The organism is Streptomyces phaeochromogenes (assembly GCF_001418655.1).
GTDB lineage: Bacteria > Actinomycetota > Actinomycetes > Streptomycetales > Streptomycetaceae > Streptomyces > Streptomyces phaeochromogenes.
The window spans coordinates 1-21,612 of the sequence record NZ_LIQZ01000095.1 but is presented as its reverse complement, the minus strand read 5'-3'; the positions used below and the strand labels follow the sequence as shown (position 1 = coordinate 21,612).

Here is a 21,612-nt window from a genome sequence, read left to right as displayed (position 1 = left end):
CCTCACCGGGTTGCCTCCTTCGAAGCAGGGGCCTCGGCCGAGGCAGAGGCTTCGGCCGAGGCAGACGCCTGGGTCGGACCCGCGGGGGCCTGGCGCGGCGCAGGCTCCGGCAACGGAACGTCGGCCATCGCGGAGTCCCCGAGATAGGCCTCGATCACCTCCGGAGCGGCGACCACCTCGGCGGGCGTGCCCTCCGCGATGACCCCGCCGCTGGAGAGCACCGTGACGCGCTCGCACAGCGACATGACCAGGCCCATGTTGTGCTCGATGAGGACAACGGTGGTGCCGCTGTCGCGGATGGAGCGCACGATGCGGGCAAGCTGCTGCACCTCTTCGCCGTTCAGCCCGGCGGCCGGTTCGTCGAGAAGCAGCAGCCGGGGCCGGGAGGCCATGGCACGGGCGATCTCTATGCGCCGCTGGATGCCGTAGGGCAGGGAACCGGGGGCGGCCTCGGCGAAGTCGGTGAGCCCGAAGCGTTCCAGGAGTTCCTGGGCCTGGCGGCGCAGCTGCCGCTCGCGGCGTACGACGCCGGGCTGCCACACCGCGTACTGCCAGATGGTGTAGGTCCTGGTGCGGTCGAGCGCGACGAGGATGTTCTCCCGGACGGTCAACTGGCCGAACAGCCGCAGGTTCTGGAAGGTGCGGGCCACGCCGAGGAGGGAGAGCGCGTACGGACGGGCGGTGGTGGTGGCGCGGCGGCCGAACCGTACCTGTCCCGAGGTGGCCCGGTAGAAGCCGCTGATCACGTTGAACAGGGTGGTCTTGCCGGAGCCGTTGGGTCCTACGATGCCGCGGATCTCGCCGGGCCGGACCGTGAGGGAGACGTCGTCCAGGGCACGCAGTCCGCGGAAGTCCTTGGTGACGGACCGGATTTCGAGGAGAGGCTCGTCAGCGGCGTCAGGCGTCTCGACGGCCTCGTACGGCTGGAAGGGGCGCAGCCGGGCACGGTCCTCGGTGTGGCTGCGTCGGCGTCGGTGCGCGAACTCCCGTACGCGGGAGGGGATTCCGGCGAGTCCGGTCGGTGCGAAGACGACCATGAGGACGACCACCACGCCGTATCCGAGCTGTGCGTACGTCGAGAAGTCGGAGAGCCATTCACGGATCAGGGTCAGTCCGACCGCGCCGACCACACAGCCGACGAGGGAGCGCCGGCCGCCGATGATGACCATGGCGAGCAGGATGAACATGTTGCCGATGGAGAAGGTCTCCGGGGCCACATAGCGGATGAGGCCCGCGTACAACACTCCGGCCAGTCCCCCGTACAGGCTGGCGAGCAGGAAGGCGGTCATGCGCAGCAGCGGGATCTCCGCGCCCATCGCGCCCGCGGCCAGGGAGTCGTCGCGCATCGCGCGCAGCCGTCGCCCCAGGGACGTACGGACGACGAAGAGCCCGAAGCCGAGGCCGAACGCGCAGACCACCAACTCCAGGTAGTAGTAAAGGTATTCGCTGGAGAGATCGATGCCGGGCAGGGTGGGCAGCGGGATTCCGGAGATGCCGTCGGCGCCGCCGGTGACCGAGGCGTTGGTGATCCAGTTGATGAAGCCGAGGGCCAGGCCGAGCGTGACGATCCCCAGGTAGTGGGACTGCATGCGCAGGGCCGGTATGCCGACGAACAGGCCGGTCGCGACGGTCGCGAGCACGGCGATGACCGCTGCCGCCCAGAACCCGTATCCGGAGTCGGTGGTCAGGATGGCGAGGGTGTACGCGCCGACGCCGAAGAACGCGACCTGGGCGAGGTTGATCTGCCCGGAGATGCCCATGGCCAGGCCCATGCCGATGGCCAACAGGGCATAGATGATCGCGATGTTGACGACATGGATGGAGTAGCTGCCCAGGCCGTACGGCAGCAGCCATGCGGCCACCGCGATGGCCGCGAGCCCTCCGGCACGGGTGGCCGAGGGCCCTTTGACACTGAGCTTCACGCGCGGCTCACCGTCCTCTCCCCGAAGACGCCCATCGGGCGGATCATGATGGCGGCGGTGAAGACCAGGAAGGTCACGAGCACCGAGTAGCCCTGGAAGTGACCGGCCGCGTAGGAGTCGAGGACGCCGATCGCGAGTCCGCCGACGACGGCTCCGGGGATGGAGCCGAAGCCGCCGAGCATCGCGGCGGCGAAGCCCTTGATGCCGAGCGCGCCGCCGAGCGACGCGTCGACGTACAGCATCGGTCCGACGAGACCGCCGGCCAGGGCGGCGAGGCCCGCGCCGATGGAGAAGGCGAGGGCGTTGCTGCGGCCGACGTTGATGCCGACGGCGGTGGCCGCCTCGTGGTCCATGGCGACGGCCTGCATGGCCGCACCGCGCTTGGTGCGTGCGAGGAACCAGGCGAGGCCCAGCACAGCGAGGGCCGCGACGGCCATCACCAGCAGGTCGTACGTGCGCACACGCACGCCGAACAGGTCGAGCGGGGCGGACCGGACGGGCGAGCGGACCGCCCGTCCGGTGGTGCCCCAGATCAGGATGGCGACGGCCTGCAGGACGATGCCGAAGCCGATCGTGCCGATCAGCATCAGGTCGAAGTCCTTGTTCTCCAACGGCCGCAGCACCCGCTCGATCACCAGACCGATCGCGGCGGTGACCGCGATGGCCACGACCATGGCGACGGCGAAGGGCAGCTTGGAGGTGAGGTAGAAGGTGGAGGCCGCGTAGGCGCCGATCATGGCGATGTCGGCGTGGGCGAAGTTGACCAGGCCCATGGTGCGGTAGACCAGGGAGAACCCCATGGCGACCAGGGCGTAGACCGCCCCGAGACTCAGGCCTCCGACGAGTGTCTGCAGTGTCTCTTGCACGTCAGTGCTCCCGGTGCCTACTGCTGCGGGACAAGCTTGCCGTCGCGGATGACGCCGATGGTGGTCTTGGTGATGCCGACTCCCGTCCCGTCGTACTGGAAGTCACCGAGCAGGCCCTTGTACCGGGTATCGCGGATCGCGTCCGCGAGCTCCTCGCCGACCGCGCCGTTGCTGGTCTTCAGAGCGGTCAGCAGGATGTTCGCCCCGTCGTAGGCCTTGGCCCCGTGCAGTTCCGCCTCCTTGCCGTAGGCGGCCTCGTACGCGGCGGCGAACTTCTTCGAGGCGTCGCTGACGTCGTTGCTGAGATAGGGAGAGCTGACAATGGTGCCCTCGGCAGCGGCCTTGCCCGCGGTGTCGATGAAGACAGGGGTGCCCTGCGGTGCGGCGCCCGCGAAGGGCGCGGTGATGCCCAGGTCCCGGGCCTGCTTGACGATCAGTCCGGCCTCGACCTCCTCCGAGCCGATGAAGATGACCTCGGGCTTCGTGGACCGGATCTTCGTCAGCGCGGCGCTGAACTCCTTCTGGTCGGTGGTGACCACCTGATCGGTGGACGGGTTCACCCCGAGCCCCTTCACGGCCTTGAGGAAGGCGTCGTGCTCGCCCTTCCCGAAGGAGCCGTTGTTCGTGATCATGGCGATCTTCTTGTAGCCCTTGTCCTTCACCAGGTGCTGGGCGAGCGTCGAATCGTAGGTGGTGCTGGTCGGTCCGTTGAGGAAGAGGTACGGGCTCTTCAGCGCGACCAGGCCGTCGGACTGACCCGAGGTGATGTTCGGGATCTTCGCCTGCTGGAGCACCGGCCCCATGGCGATGGTCACCGCGCTCTCCGCCGTGCCGATCATGGCGACGTACTTCTCACTGACCAGCCTGCGGGCGAGGTTGGTGCCGGTGGTCGGGTCGCCCTGGTCGTCGAAGAGCTTCAGCTGGATCTTGCGGCCATCGATGCCGCCCTTCTTGTTCCACTCGTCGACAGCGAGCTTGGCGCCCTTGTACTCCCAGTCGCCCAGTGAACTGAGCTGCCCGCTCTGCGCGTTGACGACGGCGACCTTGATGGGTCCGGACGACGCCTTGGTGTCGTCGGCCGATTCGCCGGGTGCACTGCACGCGGTGAGGGCGGCGGCCAGCGCGGCGGCGGTGCAGACGGCGGCTCGGGTGGTGGTGCGTGGTCGTGGGGCGCTGCTGCGGGTCATGGGTCACCTCGTTGTGAGCGGACGGGAAGGTGCGGGGAGGTCAGTCGGCGAAGGACCCGCGGTAGATGTCCTTGATGTTCCAGTGGCCCGGCGTCGGCACGGGCTCGTTGACCATCGGTACGTCGATGACGGCGGGCCTGCGCCGCGCGATCGCGTCAGCGAGGGCCTTGGAGAGGTCGGCGGGGGAGGCAATGGTGTATCCGTCGGCGTCGCAGGACCGGCCGAAGGCCGCGAAGTCCGGGCTGTAGGGCCGTCCTTCGGTATCCGTGAACTCGCAGCCGTAGGACCGGCCGAACGACGAGGCCTGGAGGTCGGCGATGGTGCCGTGGGCCCGGTTGTTCATCACCACGAAGATGACAGGCAGGCCCTGTTCGACGGCCATCGGCACCGCGGGCAGCTGCGCGCTCATCCCGCCGTCGCCGATCAGCGCGACCACCACGCGGTCCGGCTGGGCCATCTGCACACCGACCGCGGCGGCCGGGCCGAAGCCCATGGTCGAGGCTCCCCCGGGCGTGATGAAGCGCCCGCCTTCGGGGAGTTCGTAGCACTGGGCGACGCCGTTCTTGTTCCACCCGACGTCGGTGACGAGCACCGCGTCGTCGGGCAGCGCGTCACGCAGGTCGGCGAGGATGCGCTGCGGGCGTAGTGGGAAGTTGTCGCTGCGGCCGTCCTTGCGGGCCGTGTCGAAGACGGCGCGGCGGGCTGTGGCGATGGTGTCGCGCAGGCCCGGGCGTCGCAGCGGCTCCGGCCGGGCGGTTCGTACGGCATCGCCGATGGCTCGTACCGCGTCGCCGACATCCGCGACGGCACCGATCTCGACGGGGTAGTTGCGGCCGATCTCGGCGGGGTCGATGTCGATCTGGATGAGCTTGCTGGGCGGGCTGTCCTTGTCACCGAAGGTCCAGGTGTACGCCGGGTCCCACGAGCTTGCGTCGGTCTCCGCGAACCGGGTGGCCAGCGCGAGGACCACGTCGGCGCCCTTGGTGTACTCGTGGGTGGTATCCAGACCCCAGAAGCCGGGCATGCCGAGCAGCAGCGGGTGGCTGTCGGGCAGGATGCCCTTGCCCATCAGGGAGTGCGCGAGCGGAATGTCAAGATGCTCGGCGAGCGCCAACAGTGCCTGTCGGGCGGCCGGGTCACGCAGTCCACCGCCGAAGTAGACCAGCGGGCGTTCGGCGCTGAGCAGTGTCTGGGCGATGCGCTCGGCGATGGCCCGGTCAAGACCGGGGAGCGTGGCGCCGCCGGGCAGCGGGTACTCACCGGCGTACTCCTCGACCTGCCGGTTGAAGAGGTCCATGGGTACGTTGACGAGTACGGCCCCTGGTCGGCCGGAGGCCGCGGTCCAGAACGCCCGTTCCGTTGTACGGGCCAGGTCCTGGACGCGGTGGACGTTCCAGGCGCGCTTGGTGAAGGGCCGGTAGATGGAGGTCTGGTCGGCGTCCGCGTGGAGGTTGACCTCCTGGTGCGGGTGGCGGCCGGCGTAGTAGGAGGGGATGTCGCCGGAGATCACGATCAGTGGGATCGAGTCGAGAGCGGCGGTGGCCACTCCGGTGACCGCGTTCATCATGCCGGGGCCGACATGGGTGAGCAGGACGCCAGGCTTTCCGGAGGCGCGGGCGTAGCCGTCGGCGGCATGCGCGGCGGCCTGCTCGTGGCGGGCGATCACGAATTTGATCGAGCTGGGGCCGAGCGCATCCAGCAGGGCGATGTTGGTGTGGCCGCAGGTGCCGAAGACGTACTCGACTCCGTACGACTCCAACTGGCCGGCCAGGGCTTCGGCGGCGGTCACGGTCATGCGTCGGTCTCCCCGTCGGTGGAGGTCGTACCGGTGGGCATCGTGTCCATGGCGGCTGCGTCGACGGCGCTCGTGTCGCCCCACACAGACAGCCCGCGCAGCATGAGGGTCTTGACGACCGTGTAGTCGTCGATCATCGAGCGAGGTGTCTCGCGTCCGAAGCCGGAGTCCTTGACCCCGCCGAAGGGGACATGGTCGAGGCGGTAGTTGGAGCTGCCGCCGACGATCAGCGCGCCGGTCTCCAGCTCACGCCAGGCGGTGATGATGCGGCCCAGGTCGCGAGTGAACAGACCGGCCTGCAAGCCGTAGCGGCTGGTGTTGCACGCGTCGATGACCGCGCCGAAGTCGTCGTACGGGAGTACCGCGACCAGTGCCCCGAAGACCTCGTGGACCACGACCGAGGCGTCCGGCGCCGGGTCCGCCACGACGGTGGGCGCGGCGGTGGCACCGTCCCTGGTGCCGCCGCGCAGCACCCGGGCTCCGGAGCCGGCGGCCTCGGCCGACCAGCGCACCACACGTTCGGCGGCCTCCTCGTCGACCATCGCGCCCACGTCGGTGGCCGGGTCTAGCGGGTCGCCGACCTTCAAGGTGTCCACGGCTGCGGTGAACGCGTCGAGGAAGGCGTCGTAGCGGGAGCGGTGGACGTAGACGCGCTGGACGGAGATGCAGCTCTGGCCGGAGTTGCTGTACCCGGTGCGGGCACACTCCTTCGCGGCTTGAGCGATGTCGGCGTCCTCGCAGACGATCGTGGCGGCGTTCCCGCCCAGTTCGAGGACCAGGCGCTTGGCCCCGGCTGCGCGGGCGACGGCCCGGCCGGTCTCCGCGCTGCCGGTGAAGCTGATGACGGCCACCTCGTCGGCAGCGCACAGCAGCGCGCCCACCTCGCCACCGCCGTGCAGCAGTTGCACCGCCTGCGAGGGCATGCCCGATTCCAGGAGCAGGGCCACGATCGCGGCGGTCGCGGCCGGTGCCTGCGGCGGAGCTTTGACGAGTGTGGTGTTGCCTGCGGCGAACGAGGCACCGAGCTTGTGCGCGAGGAGGTTCGCGGGGGCGTTGAAGGGGGTGATGGCAAGGGCCACCCCGGCCGGTGCGCGATAGGTGAAGGCTGTGTTGCCGACGCCGCGTTGCCAGCCTGCGACGGGCAGGGTCTCGCCGCCGATGTGGCGCGCCTCCGACGCGCACACCGCGAAGGTGTCCGCGACCCGGTCGATCTCGCCGAGTCCGTCCTTGAGCGGTTTGCCCAACTCCAGGGCGAGGAGGCGGGCCAACCCCTCGCGGTGGGCCGAGGCGGCGCGGGATGCTCGGTCCAGGATGTCCGCGCGCAGGGCGGGGGCGAGGCCGGCCACCGTGCGGGCCGAGGAACGGGCGTAGGCGAGAGCGTCGGCGACCTCCTCCCCCGTCGCCGTGGTCGTCCGACTGACAACCCGGCGCAGGTACGGGCCTGTTCGGGTCACCGCGGGACCGTTGCCACCCCACTGGCCGGCGACGTAGGGAGGCGCTTCGGCCACTGCCGCGGCCGCCCCGGCCTTGAGAAGGGAATCGAGCATGAGATCTCTCCCAGGAAACCGCTAAGTGGTACTGGTGGACTGCTCTGTGGGTCGGCGTGTAACGTACGGGCGCCAACTCGCGGTGGCAAGAGGGCCGTTCGAGGAAGTTTCGAAGCGAAGGGGGAAGGCGCGTGAGCGAGACCGACCATGAGCAGGCGGCCGAGGCGACCGGGGTGCGCAGTGTGCGCAGGGCTCTGGACATCCTGGGACTGCTGACCGAGGATCAGCCGACGGTCACGCTGAGGGAGATCGTCGACGCCACCGGTCTGGCCAAGACCACGGTGGTCCGCCTGGTGCAGACCCTCGAACAGTGCGGTCTGCTCTGGGACACCCCGGCCGGCTACACCGCGGGTCCCGGCCTGTGGCGCTGGGCGCATCTCGCGCACACCAGCTGGGAACTGCCCCGCGAGACCCGCAAGTTGATGCGCGAGCTGGCCGAGGAGCAGCAGGAGACGGTCAACCTCTTCATGCTGCGCGGCCTGTCCCGCGTCTGTGTGGCCCAGCAGGAGAGCCCGCAGCCGCTGCGCCATGTCGTAAGGGTCGGCGACGAACTGCCGCTGTGGGCGGGCGCCTCGTCCAAGATCCTGCTGCGTACTGCTCCGGACGCCCTGCTGCACCGGATCGCCACGGGCTCCCCGCACGGTGAGGGGCACGCAAGGCAGTTGCGGGTGTGGGCGGACCTGGCGGCGGAGCGCGGCTTCGCGGTCAGCCGGGGCGAGCGCGACGAGGGACTTACGGCCGTTGCCGTACCCGTCGTCGGCCGCAGCGGGGCCGTCGTCGCCTCTCTCTCGCTGAGCGGACCCAGCCACCGCTTCCCCGAGTCAGCCGTCGAGCGGTTCGCCGCCGCGCTCACCGAAGTCGCCCGGCAGATGTCGGAGCAGGGCTTCGACCACCCGCTCAGCCCGACGAAATGACCACGCGGCAGAAGGCGCCGCAACCTCCGCAGAGACTGCACGAACTCCAGGAAGCACGGAAGCCGCAGGAACCGCAGAAGGAGCCGGTGCATGCCCGAACGACCGCTCTCAGGAATCCGCGTACTCGATCTCACCAATGTGCTCGCAGGACCGTACTGCAGTTACCACCTCATGCTCCTCGGCGCTGAGGTCGTCAAGGTCGAACAGCCGGGCAGGGGCGATCTCGCGCGGAGTCTCGGCCCTGATCCGGAGCTGAACCGGGCCGGCATCGGCGCCTCGTTCCTCGCCCAGAACGCCGGCAAGAAGTCACTCGTGCTCGACCTCAAGGACCCCGACGACCGGGCCGACTTCGAGGACCTGGTGCGCGGCGCGGACGTCCTGCTGGAGAACTTCCGGGCCGGGGTGCTGGCCCGGATGGGATACGACGCCCACCGGCTGCGGGAACTCAATCCGCGCCTGGTCAGTTGTGCGATCACCGGCTTCGGGCAGTCGGGGCCGATGAGCGCGGCCCCCGCCTACGACCAGATCATCCAGGGTCTGTCGGGGATGATGAGCATCACCGGCACCACCGACACCGCCCCGCTCAGGGTGGGCTTCCCCGTGTCCGACTCGCTCGGCGGCCTCGGCGCGGCCCTCGCGATCAGCGCGGCCCTGCTGGGACGGGAGAGGACCGGACATGGGGCGCGGCTGGACGTCTCCATGCTGGAGGTCTCCCTCTCCGCGATGGGCTGGGCCGTCTCCAACTACCTGATCAGCGGAGTCGATCCGGAACCGATGGGCGACCAGAACGCCACCGCGGCCCCGTCGGGGACCTTCGAGACCGCCGACGGAGGTCTGAACATCGCGGCCAACCGGCAGGAGCAGTTCGTCACGCTCTGCCGGCTCGCCGGGCTGCCCCACCTGGTCGACGACCCACGGTTCGCCGAGCGCGAGGCACGCAAACGGCACCGTACGGAACTCAACACCGAGCTGAACGCGGCGCTGCGCCAGAAGACCGCCCTGGAGTGGGAGACAACGCTGTCCGCGGCCGGGGTCCCGGCGGCCCGCGTCCTGACGGTCCCCGAAGCCGTGGAGCTGGAACAGCTGGCGCACCGCGGCTTCTTCACCGACCTGCCCTACCCGGACGGCTCCGGCCGTACGCTGCGGGTGAGCGGCAACGGCGTACTGGTGGACGGCGAACCGCTCTCACCGGACGACCCGCCTCCGCTGCTCGACCAGCACGGCGAGGAACGGGAGCGGCTGATCGCACGCTGGCGGGCGCACCGCCACGCCGCCGAGGCACGGGCGTCATGACGGCCGGGCCGCAGGACGGCCTGGTCGCGCAGTGGTGGGCCACTGCCGTCAGCCGGGTCGAACCCGGCATCATCGAGCTGCGCGAACACCCGGTACAGGATCTGATCGGCCACGCGACCTTCGTCGAGACGATCTGGCTGATGCTCCGGGGCGAGCTTCCCCGTCCCGAGCAGGCCGGGCTCCTGGAAGCGGCACTGGTGGCAGGCGTCGACCACGGACCGCAGGCGCCCTCGATCGCCGCCGCCCGAATGGCCGCCACCTGCGGGGTGGGGCTCAACAGTGCCGTGGCCACCGGGGTGAACATGCTCGGCGACGTGCACGGCGGAGCAGGTCAGCAGTGCGTGCAGTTGCTGAGCGAGATCACCGAACGGCATAACCAGGGCCGGGAGTTCGATCTCGCCGTGACGGAGGTCGTCGGCGAGTGGCGCGGCCGCTCGCGCTATCTGCCCGGCTTCGGCCACCGCTTCCACCCCCGCGACCCGCGCCGCGACCCTCTGCTCGCCCTGGTGGACCGGGCCGTGACAGACGGCCTGGTGGAGGGTGCTCACCTGCGGGCGGCCCGCGCCGTGGAGGCGCATCTCAACCGGGGGCGCGAGGGCAGGAAACCCGTGCCCATGAACATCGACGGCGCCACCGCCGTCATCTACGCCGAACTGGGCTTCGCCGCGCCGCTGGCCCGCGGCCTCTTCGTGCTCAGCCGCAGTGTCGGCATCCTGGCCCACGCCTGGGAGGAGACCGGACAGGGGCGCCGCAACAAGAGCCCCATGCCGCCTTCCATGGTGCCGGTCCACCTGGTGGCACCAACAGTGCGTCCGTAGCGCTTGGTTGACCCTCGCCGCTCGAAAATCCCCTGTCGCGCGTCTTGTCATGGACGCACAGCCGTCCCTAACGTGACCTCCCATCACGCGAACCCATCCTGCGGATTGCGTAAACCATCTGGTGGACCTTGATCGAATCGAGGGAACTGAACGATGGAAAGACGCTCCTTCCTCCTGACAGCCGCTGCGGGCAGCGCGGCCACCGTCTCCTCCCTGGCACCCACCGCCGAAGCCGCCTCGAAAGGCGCCCCTGACGCGTCCCTGGGCCTCGCACTCCCGGTGCCCCCGCAGTCCGCCGCGCTCGGCACCACCGGCGCCAACTGGCCCAAGGTGGGCGGCAATTACGGAAACCAGAACCACTCCACGCTCCGGGACATCACCCCGCAGAACATCAAGAGGCTCGGCGGGGCCTGGCACATCAACCTGGAGGGCGGCTCCACCAGCGCGTACCAGCAGTGCACGATCGTCGTGCAGGACGGTGTTCTGTATGTCGAGACCACCCAGCAGAACGTCTTCGCCGTCAACGGCAGGACGGGCGAGGTGATCTGGAAGACGAACCTCGGCACCGAGACCACCAACATGCGCGGCGTCGCCGTCGCGGAAGGCAAGGTCTTCACCATCTCCGGCGCCAACATCGTCTACGCCCTCGACCGGAGGACCGGGGCGATCGTCTGGCAGAAGCCGCTGATCGTCGACGACAACGGTGGCGACGACGGCTGCGACAACGACAGCGGCCAGTGCGGCGGCAACAGCGGCGGACTGGCGGGCGCGGTCGTGCACTGGGACGGCCTGGTCTACATCGGCACAGAGGGCTCGACCGCCGGCGCGCGCGGCCGCGGATACGCACTCGACGCCAGGACCGGCGACGTCGTGTGGACCTTCTGGGGACCGCCCGGACCCGGGGAGTTCGGGCACGACACCTGGGAGGGCGACTCCTGGAAGACCGGCGGCGCGGTCCCCTGGATCCATCCCGCCGTCGACCCCGAACTCGGCCTGGTCTACTGGACGTTCGGCAACCCCTACCCCCGCACGGACGGCTCCTCGCGCGGCGGCGACAACCTCTTCGCCAACTCGATCGTCGCCATCGACGCCAAGACCGGCAAGCGGCGCTGGCACTTCCAGTCGGTCCACCACGACATCTGGGACGCCGACAACGTCATGGCGCCGGTGCTCGCCGACCTCATCGTCGACGGCAGGAAGCGCAAGGTCGTCGTCTACGGCTCGAAGACCTGCTGGTACTACATCCTCGACCGCCGCACCGGCGAGGCCGTGCACGGCCTGGAGGAGCGGCCGGTCCCCCAGCACGCCCTGCAGAAGACCTCGGCCACCCAGCCCTTCCCCGGCGGCGAGCCGTTCGTGTCCCCGTACCCCGAGCTCGACAAGACGACCCGCCCCGTGCCCTTCTACCCGACCGGCGGCCTGTACGAGGTCTTCTGGGACCGCGCCACCATCCTCTTCCCTGGCGCGGGCGGCGGAGCCGACTGGGGCTTCCCCTCCTTCAGCCCGAAGACCGGATACGTCTACGTCGGCTACGGCCTGGTCAACTCCTCCTACTCCAACACCCGCAGCGGCCGCGTCAACACGGCCCGGCCCCTCGGCGAGCTGTTCGGCGGCGGCCTCGTCGCGATGGACCCCCGCACCAACACGGTCGCCTGGCGTAAGGAGGGCCCCTGGTCTCTCGCCCACGGCAACGGCATCCTCACCACCGCCGGCCGGGTCCTCCTCCAGGGCCGCCCGGACGGCATCCTCGAAGCGATGAACGACACCGACGGAAAAACCCTGTGGACCTGGCAGTGCGGCGCCGGAGTCAACACCGTCCCGGTCTCGTACGAGATCGACGGCGAGCAGTACATCGCCGTGCTCGCCGGAGGCAACGGACTCCCCTTCCCCGACATCCCGCGGGGCGACCACCTCTGGGCGTTCAAGCTCGGCGGCAAGGCCGAGCAGGCCCCCGCACCCACTCCCCCGTCCCGCCGCAACCAGATCCGTACCGCCGCCGTGACCGGTGCGACGGCACACAACACCGTCACCCTCGGCCGTATCTGGAACACCGGCACGGGCTCCCCCGGCACCACCGAGAACACGGTCGCCCAGAACGCCATGGCGCCCCAGCACCTGACGGTCCCGGCCGGCACCACCGTCACCTTCAGCAACCCCGCCGGCAACCAGCAGGCCCATGGCGCGGTCGCCTTCTTCGACGCGGAGTTCGACACCGGGCTGCTGATGCCGGGCCAGTCGTACACGTACACCTTCGGCAAGCCCGGTGAGTACTTCTACAACGACCCTGCCTTCCCCCAGTCCACCGGCAAGATCGTCGTCCAGTGAGAGGACCGGCCGCCATGACGTCCAGAGCACGTCCAGCACGTACGACGGTGTCCGTAGTGGCCGCAGTCAGTGCCACGCTCCTCATCGCCCTGGCCGCCTTCCTCGGCCTCCAGCACCAGACGTCCGCGAACCGGGCTTCCGCGCGAGGCGATGGCCGACCCACCGGAGCCGGAGCCCAGGAACTCGGCGACCCCGACTACGGGGTCTGCCGCGGCACCAGCGCCAAGTGCTACCACGACTGGGGCAATTTCTCCCCGGCCGCCGACGGCTACCGGGTGCTCCTCTACACGCGGACCGCGGGACCCCGCCACGCGAACCTCGGCCCCACACTCGGCGCCGGGCTCAACCCGGCGCTCGCCGACACCAACGTCGTACAGAACGCGCTGGTCAGGATGGGCACGAAGAACGGATTCACCGTCGACTGGACCGAAGACGTCACCCAACTCTCCTCCCCCGCACGGCTCTTCCGGTACAACGCGGTCGTCTTCTACTCCACCAGCCGCGACACTCTCGACGACGCCGCGCAGACCTCCCTGCGCCAGTACGTCCGCGGCGGCGGAGGCTTCGTCGGGATCCACAACGCCTTCGGCACGGAGTACAACTGGCCTTGGTACGAGGGCCTGTTGGGCAGTGCGAACTTCTACGACCACGGGCCCGACCAGCGCGGCACGGTCGTCGTGCAGAACCGCCGCGACTCCTCCACCTCGGATCTTCCGGCACGTTGGGACTTCACCGACGAGTGGTACAACCTCGTCCCGGCCCCTTCGAAGGTCCGCGTCCTGGCCTCCGTCGACGAGTCCACGCTCACCGAGGGTGTCACGGGCAACCAGGGCCACCCCGGACACGGCAGGCACCACCCGGTCGCCTGGTGCCAGTACTACGACGGTGGACGTGCCTGGCTCACCACCCTCGGCCACGACGCCAGGGCTTTCTCGACCGATGGCTCCTTCCCCGGCGCAGACCAGTTCCAGAACCTGATCCTGGGCGGCATCGAGTCCGCCATGGGCAGGACTCCGTTCTGCCGGGCAGGCTGAACCGCTCCACCGGGCCGACCAAGTACGCGCCTGCGTCGCCTGCCTGCACACCCTGGCCGGCGGCGACCCCGACGCCCCCGGCCTCACCCCACTCGCCGGTGAACTCCTCCCCAACCTGCCCCCCGAACGGGCAACGGGAGGTGTCGGGGCAGACAGTGGTGTGTGTCAGGGCTGTGTGCGCTGTTGCTGTTCGGCCTTCGTATCGGCGTGCCCGGCGGGCGGCGGCGCAGCCAGGTCCAGCAAGAGCATGGCGTCGTGGTCGGGGGTGCCGGGTTCCGCGGTGTAGACGCCGAGGCGTTGGCCAGGGGTGCCGTCGAGGTGCATGCTCTGGCTGCTGAGGGTGAGGACGCCGACCTGGGGATGGTGGAAGGTCTTCTGGATCCGCTTGCGGCCGATGACGTCGTACCGCTCCCACAGCTTGACGAAATCGGGGCTCTTGACCAGAAGCTCACCCACCAGGCTGGTGAGATCGCGGGCGTCCGGGTCCGTACCGGCCAGGGCGCGGAGCCGGGCGACGCAGCCGCGGACCAGTTCGTCCCAGTCGTCTTGGAAGAGGGTGCGGGCGGTGGGGTGGAGGAAGAGGTAGCGGGCGAGGTTGCGCTGAGTGGCGGGCCAGTCGTCGAGGCCCGCGTACAGGACTAGGCCGCCGGGGTTCCAGGCGAGCAGATCCATGCTGCGGCTGATGACGTACGCGGGGCTCGGCCGCAGCGTCTCCAGCACCAGCTTCAGATGCGGACGCACGGTCCGACCCGGCGGCGGAGGCTCGGGAGCGTACCGGGCGGCCCGGGCAGCCAGATCGCGCAGGTGCTGGTGCTCGGCGTCATCGAGCTGCAGGGCGCGGGCGAGGGCGTCCAGCACGGAGGGGCTGGGCCGGGTCTCCTTGCCGCGCTCCAGACGTACGTAGTAGTCGATGCTGATACCGGCGAGCGTGGCCAGCTCCTCGCGGCGCAGGCCAGGGGTGCGGCGCAGGCCGGTGCCGACAGTGAGGCCGACCTGGTCGGGGCGGGTCTGGGTGCGGCGGGCGCGCAGGAACTGGCCCAGCTCCATTTCGACGCCCCTGCCGCTGCTCTGCTCGGATGCCATATCAAGCAGTGTCACACCGCGCTGACCAGCGCGGCATGCGCATGAGGGGCCCTGTCACACCCCTGAACGTCACTCCCTGGCACATCCCGGCCTGCCACCAGAGCCGGAAAAGCGCGAGGCTCGTTTTCTGTCAGCACATCGGGTCTTCCCAGAGCAGGAGATCATCCCTTGTCCAAGTCCGCTCCTACCTCACCGCTCCCGTTCGTCATGGGGTCCGCCGGGTACGGGCCGACACCACGTCCGGGCGCTCTGGTGGCGGCGCTGTCGGTGCAGGAGGTCGGGGCCGCAATGGTCCTTCCGTCCTCCCTGGCCCTGCTGCGGGAGACCTTCCCCGATCCGGCAGCGCGGGCGAGGGCGATCGCCCTGTGGAGCGTGAGCGGCTCCGTCGACGAACGCCGTGGTCACAGTGCTGCTGCGGGTTCGAGCCCGTCAAAGGATTCCGGTCACCGCCACCGACGCGGGCCGCGCCTGCTCGAGCGCTGACCGGTCGCCTGCCCCACCCTCGTCTCGTACAGAAGGAAAATCTCATGCAGACCGTCACCCTCAACAACGGCGTCGAGATGCCCATCCTCGGCTTCGGCGTCTTCCAGATCCCGGCGGAGCAGACCGAGCAGGCCGTCACCGACGCCCTCGCCGCCGGCTACCGGCTGCTCGACACGGCTGCCGCGTACCAGAACGAGGAGGCCGTCGGCCGCGCCATCAAGAACAGCGGCATCCCGCGCGATGAGCTGTTCGTCACCACCAAGCTGTGGGTCCAGGACGCGCCCGCCGAGGAGAACACCAAGCACGCCTTCGAGGCTTCGCTGGCCAAGCTCGGCCTGGACTACCTCGACCTGTATCTGATGCACCAGCCTTACGGTGACGTGTACGGCCAGTGGCGCGCCATGCAGGACCTCCACCACGAGGGCCGTGCCAAGGCGATCGGTGTAGCCAACTTCTACCCCGACCGGCTCCTCGACCTCATCATCAACAACGAGGTCACCCCCGCGGTCAACCAGATCGAGACTCACCCGTTCTTCCAGCGCACCGCCGACCAGGATCTGATGCGCGAGCACGGCGTTCAGATCCAGTCCTGGGGCGGGTTCGCCGAAGGCAAGAACGACATCTTCACCCACCCGGTCCTGAGCGGGATCGGCGAGAAGCACGGCAAGTCCGTGGCGCAGGTGGTGCTCCGTTGGCTGACCCAGCGCGGTGTCGTCGCGATCCCCAAGTCGGTCCGCGCCGAGCGCATGGCGGAGAACAGCGACATCTTCGACTTCGAGCTCACCGACGACCAGATGGCGGCCATCGCCACCCTGGACACCGGGGGAACGCTGTTCTTCGACCACCACGCCCCGGACATGGTCAGCTGGCTCAGCGCGCGGCGCCTGGACGGCTGACCTGGGCAGAGAGCGACGACCGCTCCAGAACTCTCGCGCGCGGGTGCCTTCCCCCAGACCGAGACACCCGCGCCCGAGGATCTCGGCCTTGCCGCCCGCACGGCAAGCAGCGCCCACCTCACGGACCAGGACCTCGTCATGTCCCAGAAGCAGAACATCACCGACGTACTCATGGTCGGCGCGACCGGCAGCATCGGACAGTTCGCTGTGCGCGCCGCACAGCGACACGGCCTGCGCCCGCGAGCACTCGTACGCGACTTGCGGCGAGCGGAACGGCTGCTCCCCGACGTCGAACTGGTGCAGGGCGACCTCGCGGACCCCGCCTCACTGCAGCGCGCGGTCCGCGGAGCCGACGCGATCGTCCTCACCCACGGGTCCGATGGCGACTCTCGCCCGGACGCCCGTGCGCACGTCGACTACGGCGGCGTACTCAACATCCTGCAAGCCCTCGACGGCGCCCGCCCGCGCGTGGCCCTGATGACCTCCATCTATGCCACGCGCAGTGACATCCCCGGTGCGACCCCGTGGAAACGGCGCTCCGAGCGGCTCCTGCGGGCCGGCGGACTGCCCCACACGATCGTCCGGCCCGGCTGGTTCGACCACGTCGGCCCCACTCAGCGGCGGCTCGTCCTCGAACAGGGCGGCACGGCCGACGGCGGGATCGCCCGCGACCAGATCGCCGAGACACTCGTACGCAGCTTGCTGACCGACACCGCCCTGGGTAAGACGTTCGAGCTCATCGCCACCGAAGGAGATGAGCCGTCGGACTGGGCAGAGCTCTTCGGCACCCTGAAGAGCGACGAGTCCGGCTCCCTGGACGGTGTGTTGGACCCGGTCGGCCTTCTTGTCGAAGCCGAGCCGCGAACGCTGCGTGCGGATCTTGAGGCCATACGTTCCCTTCGCGGAACCAGCGGATGATGGCGGACGCACTCAACGCCGGGAAAGGCACATCTGCCGCAGTAGGGCGACGCACTCTCCTGCGTGGCGTACTTCTGGGAGGAGCCACCGCCATGACCGCTGTCCAGATCACCGGCTGTTCCCCGTCGCGGTCGAGCGGACCGGCGCCGGAGTCCACCGAGCGACCTGCCTCGGCCGCCTCGCCGGGGCAGCGCATCCTGCTGGCCTACTTCTCCCGGCCGGGCGAGAACTACTCCTACGGCGGGCGTACGAATCTCAAGGTCGGAAACACCGAAGTTCTCGCCGAAATGATCAGCGAGCGCATCGAGTGCGACGTGCACCGCATCGAAGCCGTCGACCCCTACTCCGACGACTACGACGAGACGGTGGCGCGCAATGTCCGCGAACAGGACGCCCGTGCGCGGCCGGCCATCGTCGACCCCCCGTCCTCGATCGAGCCTTACGACGTGGTGCTGCTGGGCAGTCCCATCTGGAACGTCCGAGCACCCATGATCATGTCGACCTTCGCCGAGAGGTACGACTTCCGCGGCAAGACGGTTCATCCGCTCACGACATATGCGATGAGCGGACTGGGGACCACCGAGCGGGACTACGCGGCGTCCTGCCCGGGCGCGACCATCGGGGAGGGGCTCGCGGTGCGTGGCGAGGAAGTCCGGGAAGCCGATGCCCAAGTCGAGTCGTGGCTGAGGCGCGTCGGCGTTCTGCGGCGCTGAACCCGGTTCCCAAAGGGCCCAGTCTTACAGTGTCGTGCCCTGTGGGACAGGTGGGGAGAGGGGTTCTCTCATACCCTGGCTCGCCGTTCCCTGGCACAACACGGCCTGCCACACCGCCGGTTGGTCCACCAGGCTGGGCGGAAACCGAAATGCCATGAGGGGCATCGGTGCACCTCCGTCTTGGGTTCACGCCGATCTGCCAGTCCCCCACCTTCCTCGTGTCGAGAGAGTGAGCATGTCTACCGAAACCTCCGAGTCAGCCGCGTTACCCCCCACCCGGCCCTCGTCCACACCGTCGCGTCGTACCTTCATCGCAACGACCTCCGCGGCCGGCGGTGTCATCGCGGCGGGCGGCCTGGTCGCAGGTCCGTCGCTGCTCGGCGTCGAGGAGGCCGTTGCAGCCGAGGCGCCGCCCAGCAGCCGCGTCTCGTTGACCGTCAACGGCAAGCGGTACACCGTCACGGTGGACAACCGCACCTCGCTCCTCGACCTGCTGCGTGAGCACCTCGGTCTGACCGGTTCGAAGAAGGGCTGCAACGCCGGTGCCTGCGGGGCCTGCACGGTTCTGGTGGACGGCCGCCGGGTCAACTCCTGCCTCACCCTGGCCGTGCGTCTGGAGGGCGCCGAGGTCACCACCGTCGAGGGTCTGGCCAAGGGCGATCAACTGCATCCGCTGCAGCAGGCGTTCATCGACCAGGACGCGTTCCAGTGCGGCTACTGCACGCCGGGCCAGATCGTGTCGGGCGTCGGCTGCATGCAGGAGGGCCACACCGGCTCCGCGGAGGAGATCCGGGAGTGGATGAGCGGCAACATCTGCCGCTGCGGGTGCTACGTGAAGATCGTGCGCGCGGTCGAGCAGGCCTCGGGCCGGAAGTGAGTGACGATGCATCCCTTCTCCTTCACCAAGGCGCCCAGCACGCGTGAGGCTCTCGAAGCAGGTCGGCGCGGCGGCCGGTACATCGCCGGCGGGACCACCCTGGTAGACCTGATGCGTGAGACCGTCGAACGCCCGGAAACCCTCGTCGACATCAGTGGCCTGCCGCTGGACGAGGTCACCGTCACCGAACGCGGCGGTCTGCGCATAGGCGCGCTGGTGACCATGAGCGAGGCGGCAGCACACCGCAAGGTGCGCACCACGTATCCGGTCGTCTCGCAGGCGCTGGAGCTGAGCGCCTCCGCCCAGCTGCGCAACATGGCCACCCTCGGCGGCAACATCATGCAGCGCACCCGGTGCACGTACTTCCGTGACGTCACGGCCGTCTGCAACAAGCGGGAACCCGGCTCCGGTTGCGCCGCGCGCGAGGGGTACAACCGCACCCACGCGATCCTGGGCACCTCCGAGGACTGCGTGGCCACCCACCCCTCCGACGCCGCCGTCGCCTTCGCCGCCCTGGACGCACGGGTGCATCTTCTCGGACCGGACGGCGCACGCAGCGTCCCCTTCGCCGACTTCCTGCTACGGCCGGGCAGCACTCCGAACCGCGAACAGGCCCTCAGCAAAGGTGAGTTGATTACCGCTGTGGAGATCCCGGCCTGCCCGCGCCCGTTGAAGTCCGGCTACTTGAAGGTGCGGGACCGCCAGTCCTACGAGTTCGCCCTCACCTCCGCCGCCGTCGCCCTGCACATCCGCGGTGGCGTGATCCGTGAGGCCAAGGTGGCCGCCGGGGGCGTGGGGACGGTGCCGTGGAAGCTGCCCGCCGTCGAGCGGGCCCTCATCGGCGAACGCCCCTCGGAACGGCTCTGGGCCCGGGCCGCCGAGTCGGCCGCGGACGGAGCCCGGCCGTTGGAACACAACCGCTTCAAGGTCGAGCTGCTCAAGCGGACGGTCGAACGTCAGCTGCGCATCGTAGGAGAGAGCAAATGAGCCCCCAGCCGCAGGCAGCCGTCGGCGCACCACTCTCCCGCGTGGACGGACGACTCAAGGTGACAGGGCAGGCGAAGTACGCCGCCGATCACGAGCCCGACGGGGTTGTGCACGCCGTTGTGGTCGACAGCAGTGCTGCCCTCGGCCGGATCACCGGCATCGACACCGGCGCCGCCGAAGCCCAGCCCGGCGTCCTGAAGGTGATCCACCACCGCAACGCGCCCAAGCTGCCGTACGGCCCCAATCCGGGGTCACTCAACCTTCCGGGTGAGCGGCTGCGCGTCTTCCAGGACGACCTGGTCCGCTTCCACGGCCAGCCGGTCGCCGTCGTCGTGGCCGGCACTTTGGAGGCCGCCCAGCACGCGGCGAGCCTGGTGGAGATCGACTACGACAGCGAGCGCCCCAGCACGGATCTCACCGATGCCCCCGCGGCGGGCGAGCCCAGGACCTATGCCCGCGGCGACGCGGAGGCAGCCCTGCAATCCTCCCCCGTACGACTGGAGATGACATACCGGCCCGCCCGCAACCATCACAACGCGATGGAGCTCCACGCCACGGTCGCCCAGTGGGACGGCGACCGGCTGACACTGTGGGACAAGACCCAGTGGGTGCAGAGCCCGCGGGACGAACTCGCCGCCAACTTCGGCATCCCGGCGGAGAACATCCGCGTCATCTCGCCGTTCGTCGGAGGCGCGTTCGGCAACGCCGCGCGGGCCTGGCCGCACATCACCATCACGGCCCTCGCCGCCCGCGAGACCGGCCGCCCGGTCAAGCTCGTACTCACGCGCAGGCAGCTCTACTTCGGAGTGGGCTACCGTCCGGCCTACGAGTACAAGGTGCGCCTGGGCAGCGACCGCCGCGGGCGGTTGACCGCGATGACCCACGACCTGCGCGCCGAGACGTCCAGCTACGAGACGTTCGCCGAGCGCGGCGTCGTCTCCCCGGGGCAGATGCTCTACACCACCCCCAACGTCAGCCAGACGCACCGGACCGTGCCGCTGGACGTGAACACCCCGACCCCGATGCGCGGCCCCGGCTACTCCACCGCCGCCTTCCCCATCGAGAGCGCGATGGACGAACTCGCCCACGAGCTCGGCATCGACCCCATCGAGCTGCGCCGGCGCAACGAACCCGACAACGACCAGTCCAGCGGGCGCCCGTTCTCCACCCGCCGGCTGCGTGAGTGCTACACCGTCGGAGCCCAGGAGTTCGGCTGGGGCCGCCGCAACCCCAAGCCCCGCTCCACCCGCGACGGCGACTGGCTGATCGGCACCGGCATGGCGACCGCGCTCTACGACACCCTGCGTGCCCCGGGTCGGGCCTCGGTGCGGCTGGACGCCGACGGCACGGCCCTGATCGAGTCCTCGACCAGCGACATGGGGCCCGGCACGTACACCTCCATGACCCAGGTCGCCGCCGACGCCCTGGGCCTCGCGGTCCGCAACGTCACCTTCCGGCTCGGCGACACGAACATGCCCACGGCCCCGCTCCACGGCGGCTCGCTCACCATGGCCAGCGTCGGCTCCACCGTCCAGGACGGCTGCGACAAACTGCGACAGCAGGCGATCCAACTCGCCGTCGGGGACGAGGACTCACCCCTGTACGGCATCGACGCCGACGACATCGTCGTGCGGGGAGGCCGACTGCACGTGAGCAACAACCCCGCGCGCGGGGAGACCTACCGGCAACTCCTCACCCGCAACGACCGCACACACCTCGAAGCGGACGGGTCCTGGACCCCAGGACAGTCCCGGTCCTCGATGTACGCCTACGGCGCGGTGTTCGCCGAGGTCGCCGTCGACGCCCGCCTCGGTCTCGTCCGGGTGCGGCGGATGCTCGGTGTCTTCGACGCGGGCCGGATCATCAGCCCGAAGCTGGCGGACAGCCAGGCCATCGGCGCCATGACCGGCGGTATCGGGATGGCCCTCCTCGAGCACACGGTCACCGACCACCG

At 69.6% G+C, this 21,612-nt stretch carries 17 protein-coding genes; 11 read left to right on the top strand and 6 right to left on the bottom strand.

Translation table 11 applies throughout. The features are described from left to right. Positions 1–2: 2 nt before the first annotated feature. Genes AOK17_RS14050 through AOK17_RS14030 form a run of 5 tightly spaced genes read right to left on the bottom strand, consistent with a single transcriptional unit; the run spans position 3 to position 7,317 of the window. The gene (locus tag AOK17_RS14050; RefSeq protein WP_055612772.1) at positions 3–1,922 is read right to left on the bottom strand and encodes a branched-chain amino acid ABC transporter ATP-binding protein/permease; all 1,920 of its coding nucleotides are present in this window, start codon (positions 1,920–1,922) and stop codon (positions 3–5) included. After that, the gene (locus AOK17_RS14045) at positions 1,919–2,788 is read right to left on the bottom strand and encodes a branched-chain amino acid ABC transporter permease (RefSeq protein WP_055612771.1); all 870 of its coding nucleotides are present in this window, start codon (positions 2,786–2,788) and stop codon (positions 1,919–1,921) included. The genes AOK17_RS14050 and AOK17_RS14045 overlap by 4 nt, the downstream gene beginning before the upstream one ends. Positions 2,789–2,805: 17 nt before the next feature. Then, complete coding sequence (locus AOK17_RS14040; protein WP_055612770.1) at positions 2,806–3,975, bottom strand: ABC transporter substrate-binding protein; 1,170 nt, start codon at positions 3,973–3,975, stop codon at positions 2,806–2,808. A 40-nt stretch (positions 3,976–4,015) separates the two neighbouring features. Next, a complete protein-coding gene (locus AOK17_RS14035; RefSeq protein WP_055612769.1) occupies positions 4,016–5,770 on the bottom strand; it encodes a thiamine pyrophosphate-binding protein in 1,755 nt (584 codons plus the stop codon). Beyond that, entirely contained in the window at positions 5,767–7,317 is a 1,551-nt protein-coding gene (locus tag AOK17_RS14030) for an aldehyde dehydrogenase family protein (protein WP_055612768.1), read from the bottom strand. The genes AOK17_RS14035 and AOK17_RS14030 overlap by 4 nt, the downstream gene beginning before the upstream one ends. A 131-nt stretch (positions 7,318–7,448) precedes the next feature. Between AOK17_RS14030 and AOK17_RS14025 the strand changes: the two genes are divergently transcribed. From AOK17_RS14025 to AOK17_RS14005, 5 genes are all read left to right on the top strand, one after another. After that, complete coding sequence (locus AOK17_RS14025) at positions 7,449–8,231, top strand: IclR family transcriptional regulator (RefSeq protein WP_055612767.1); 783 nt, start codon at positions 7,449–7,451, stop codon at positions 8,229–8,231. A 90-nt stretch (positions 8,232–8,321) separates the two neighbouring features. Continuing rightward, a complete protein-coding gene (locus AOK17_RS14020; RefSeq protein WP_055612766.1) occupies positions 8,322–9,524 on the top strand; it encodes a CaiB/BaiF CoA transferase family protein in 1,203 nt (400 codons plus the stop codon). Further along, complete coding sequence (locus tag AOK17_RS14015) at positions 9,521–10,342, top strand: citryl-CoA lyase (RefSeq protein ID WP_055612765.1); 822 nt, start codon at positions 9,521–9,523, stop codon at positions 10,340–10,342. Before AOK17_RS14020 ends, AOK17_RS14015 begins: the two co-directional genes overlap by 4 nt. A 153-nt stretch (positions 10,343–10,495) precedes the next feature. Further along, a complete protein-coding gene (locus tag AOK17_RS14010) occupies positions 10,496–12,667 on the top strand; it encodes an outer membrane protein assembly factor BamB family protein (RefSeq protein WP_055612764.1) in 2,172 nt (723 codons plus the stop codon). Between the two features lie 56 nt (positions 12,668–12,723). Continuing rightward, the gene (locus AOK17_RS14005) at positions 12,724–13,701 is read left to right on the top strand and encodes a ThuA domain-containing protein (RefSeq protein WP_206190756.1); all 978 of its coding nucleotides are present in this window, start codon (positions 12,724–12,726) and stop codon (positions 13,699–13,701) included. A 165-nt stretch (positions 13,702–13,866) separates the two neighbouring features. Here AOK17_RS14005 and AOK17_RS14000 read toward each other — a convergent pair whose 3' ends face one another. After that, positions 13,867–14,784 carry a helix-turn-helix transcriptional regulator gene (locus AOK17_RS14000; RefSeq protein WP_055612763.1) on the bottom strand — a complete coding sequence of 306 codons (918 nt, stop codon included), beginning with the start codon at positions 14,782–14,784 and terminating at the stop codon, positions 13,867–13,869. A gap of 527 nt (positions 14,785–15,311) precedes the next feature. Between AOK17_RS14000 and AOK17_RS13995 the strand changes: the two genes are divergently transcribed. The 6 genes from AOK17_RS13995 to AOK17_RS13970 all read left to right on the top strand — a co-directional run. Then, positions 15,312–16,163: an aldo/keto reductase gene (locus AOK17_RS13995; protein ID WP_055612762.1), complete on the top strand. Its 852-nt coding sequence runs from the start codon at positions 15,312–15,314 to the stop codon at positions 16,161–16,163. A 138-nt stretch (positions 16,164–16,301) separates the two neighbouring features. Continuing rightward, positions 16,302–17,081 (top strand): SDR family oxidoreductase, encoded by a 780-nt coding sequence (locus AOK17_RS13990; RefSeq protein ID WP_055612761.1) that lies wholly within the window; start codon positions 16,302–16,304, stop codon positions 17,079–17,081. A 92-nt stretch (positions 17,082–17,173) separates the two neighbouring features. Beyond that, on the top strand, positions 17,174–17,794 hold the full coding sequence (locus AOK17_RS13985; RefSeq protein ID WP_079053007.1) for a flavodoxin: 621 nt from the start codon (positions 17,174–17,176) through the stop codon (positions 17,792–17,794). A 235-nt stretch (positions 17,795–18,029) separates the two neighbouring features. Next, on the top strand, positions 18,030–18,671 hold the full coding sequence (locus AOK17_RS13980) for a (2Fe-2S)-binding protein (RefSeq protein ID WP_055612760.1): 642 nt from the start codon (positions 18,030–18,032) through the stop codon (positions 18,669–18,671). 6 nt (positions 18,672–18,677) lie between these two features. After that, the gene (locus tag AOK17_RS13975; RefSeq protein ID WP_055612779.1) at positions 18,678–19,658 is read left to right on the top strand and encodes an FAD binding domain-containing protein; all 981 of its coding nucleotides are present in this window, start codon (positions 18,678–18,680) and stop codon (positions 19,656–19,658) included. Continuing rightward, on the top strand, positions 19,655–21,612 hold a 1,958-nt coding region (locus AOK17_RS13970), incomplete at its 3' end, for a xanthine dehydrogenase family protein molybdopterin-binding subunit (RefSeq protein WP_055612759.1). The genes AOK17_RS13975 and AOK17_RS13970, both read left to right, overlap by 4 nt.

Bases quoted from the DNA above. Each gene is read 5' to 3' on its own strand.
- AOK17_RS14040 (WP_055612770.1), bottom strand. From the start codon at position 3,975: ATGACCCGCAGCAGCGCCCCACGACCACGCACCACCACCCGAGCCGCC.
- AOK17_RS14035 (WP_055612769.1), bottom strand. From the start codon at position 5,770: ATGACCGTGACCGCCGCCGAAGCCCTGGCCGGCCAGTTGGAGTCGTAC.
- AOK17_RS14030 (WP_055612768.1), bottom strand. From the start codon at position 7,317: ATGCTCGATTCCCTTCTCAAGGCCGGGGCGGCCGCGGCAGTGGCCGAA.
- AOK17_RS14020 (WP_055612766.1), top strand. From the start codon at position 8,322: ATGCCCGAACGACCGCTCTCAGGAATCCGCGTACTCGATCTCACCAAT.
- AOK17_RS14015 (WP_055612765.1), top strand. From the start codon at position 9,521: ATGACGGCCGGGCCGCAGGACGGCCTGGTCGCGCAGTGGTGGGCCACT.
- AOK17_RS14010 (WP_055612764.1), top strand. From the start codon at position 10,496: ATGGAAAGACGCTCCTTCCTCCTGACAGCCGCTGCGGGCAGCGCGGCC.
- AOK17_RS14000 (WP_055612763.1), bottom strand. From the start codon at position 14,784: ATGGCATCCGAGCAGAGCAGCGGCAGGGGCGTCGAAATGGAGCTGGGC.
- AOK17_RS13995 (WP_055612762.1), top strand. From the start codon at position 15,312: ATGCAGACCGTCACCCTCAACAACGGCGTCGAGATGCCCATCCTCGGC.
- AOK17_RS13990 (WP_055612761.1), top strand. From the start codon at position 16,302: ATGTCCCAGAAGCAGAACATCACCGACGTACTCATGGTCGGCGCGACC.
- AOK17_RS13985 (WP_079053007.1), top strand. From the start codon at position 17,174: ATGACCGCTGTCCAGATCACCGGCTGTTCCCCGTCGCGGTCGAGCGGA.
- AOK17_RS13980 (WP_055612760.1), top strand. From the start codon at position 18,030: ATGTCTACCGAAACCTCCGAGTCAGCCGCGTTACCCCCCACCCGGCCC.
- AOK17_RS13975 (WP_055612779.1), top strand. From the start codon at position 18,678: ATGCATCCCTTCTCCTTCACCAAGGCGCCCAGCACGCGTGAGGCTCTC.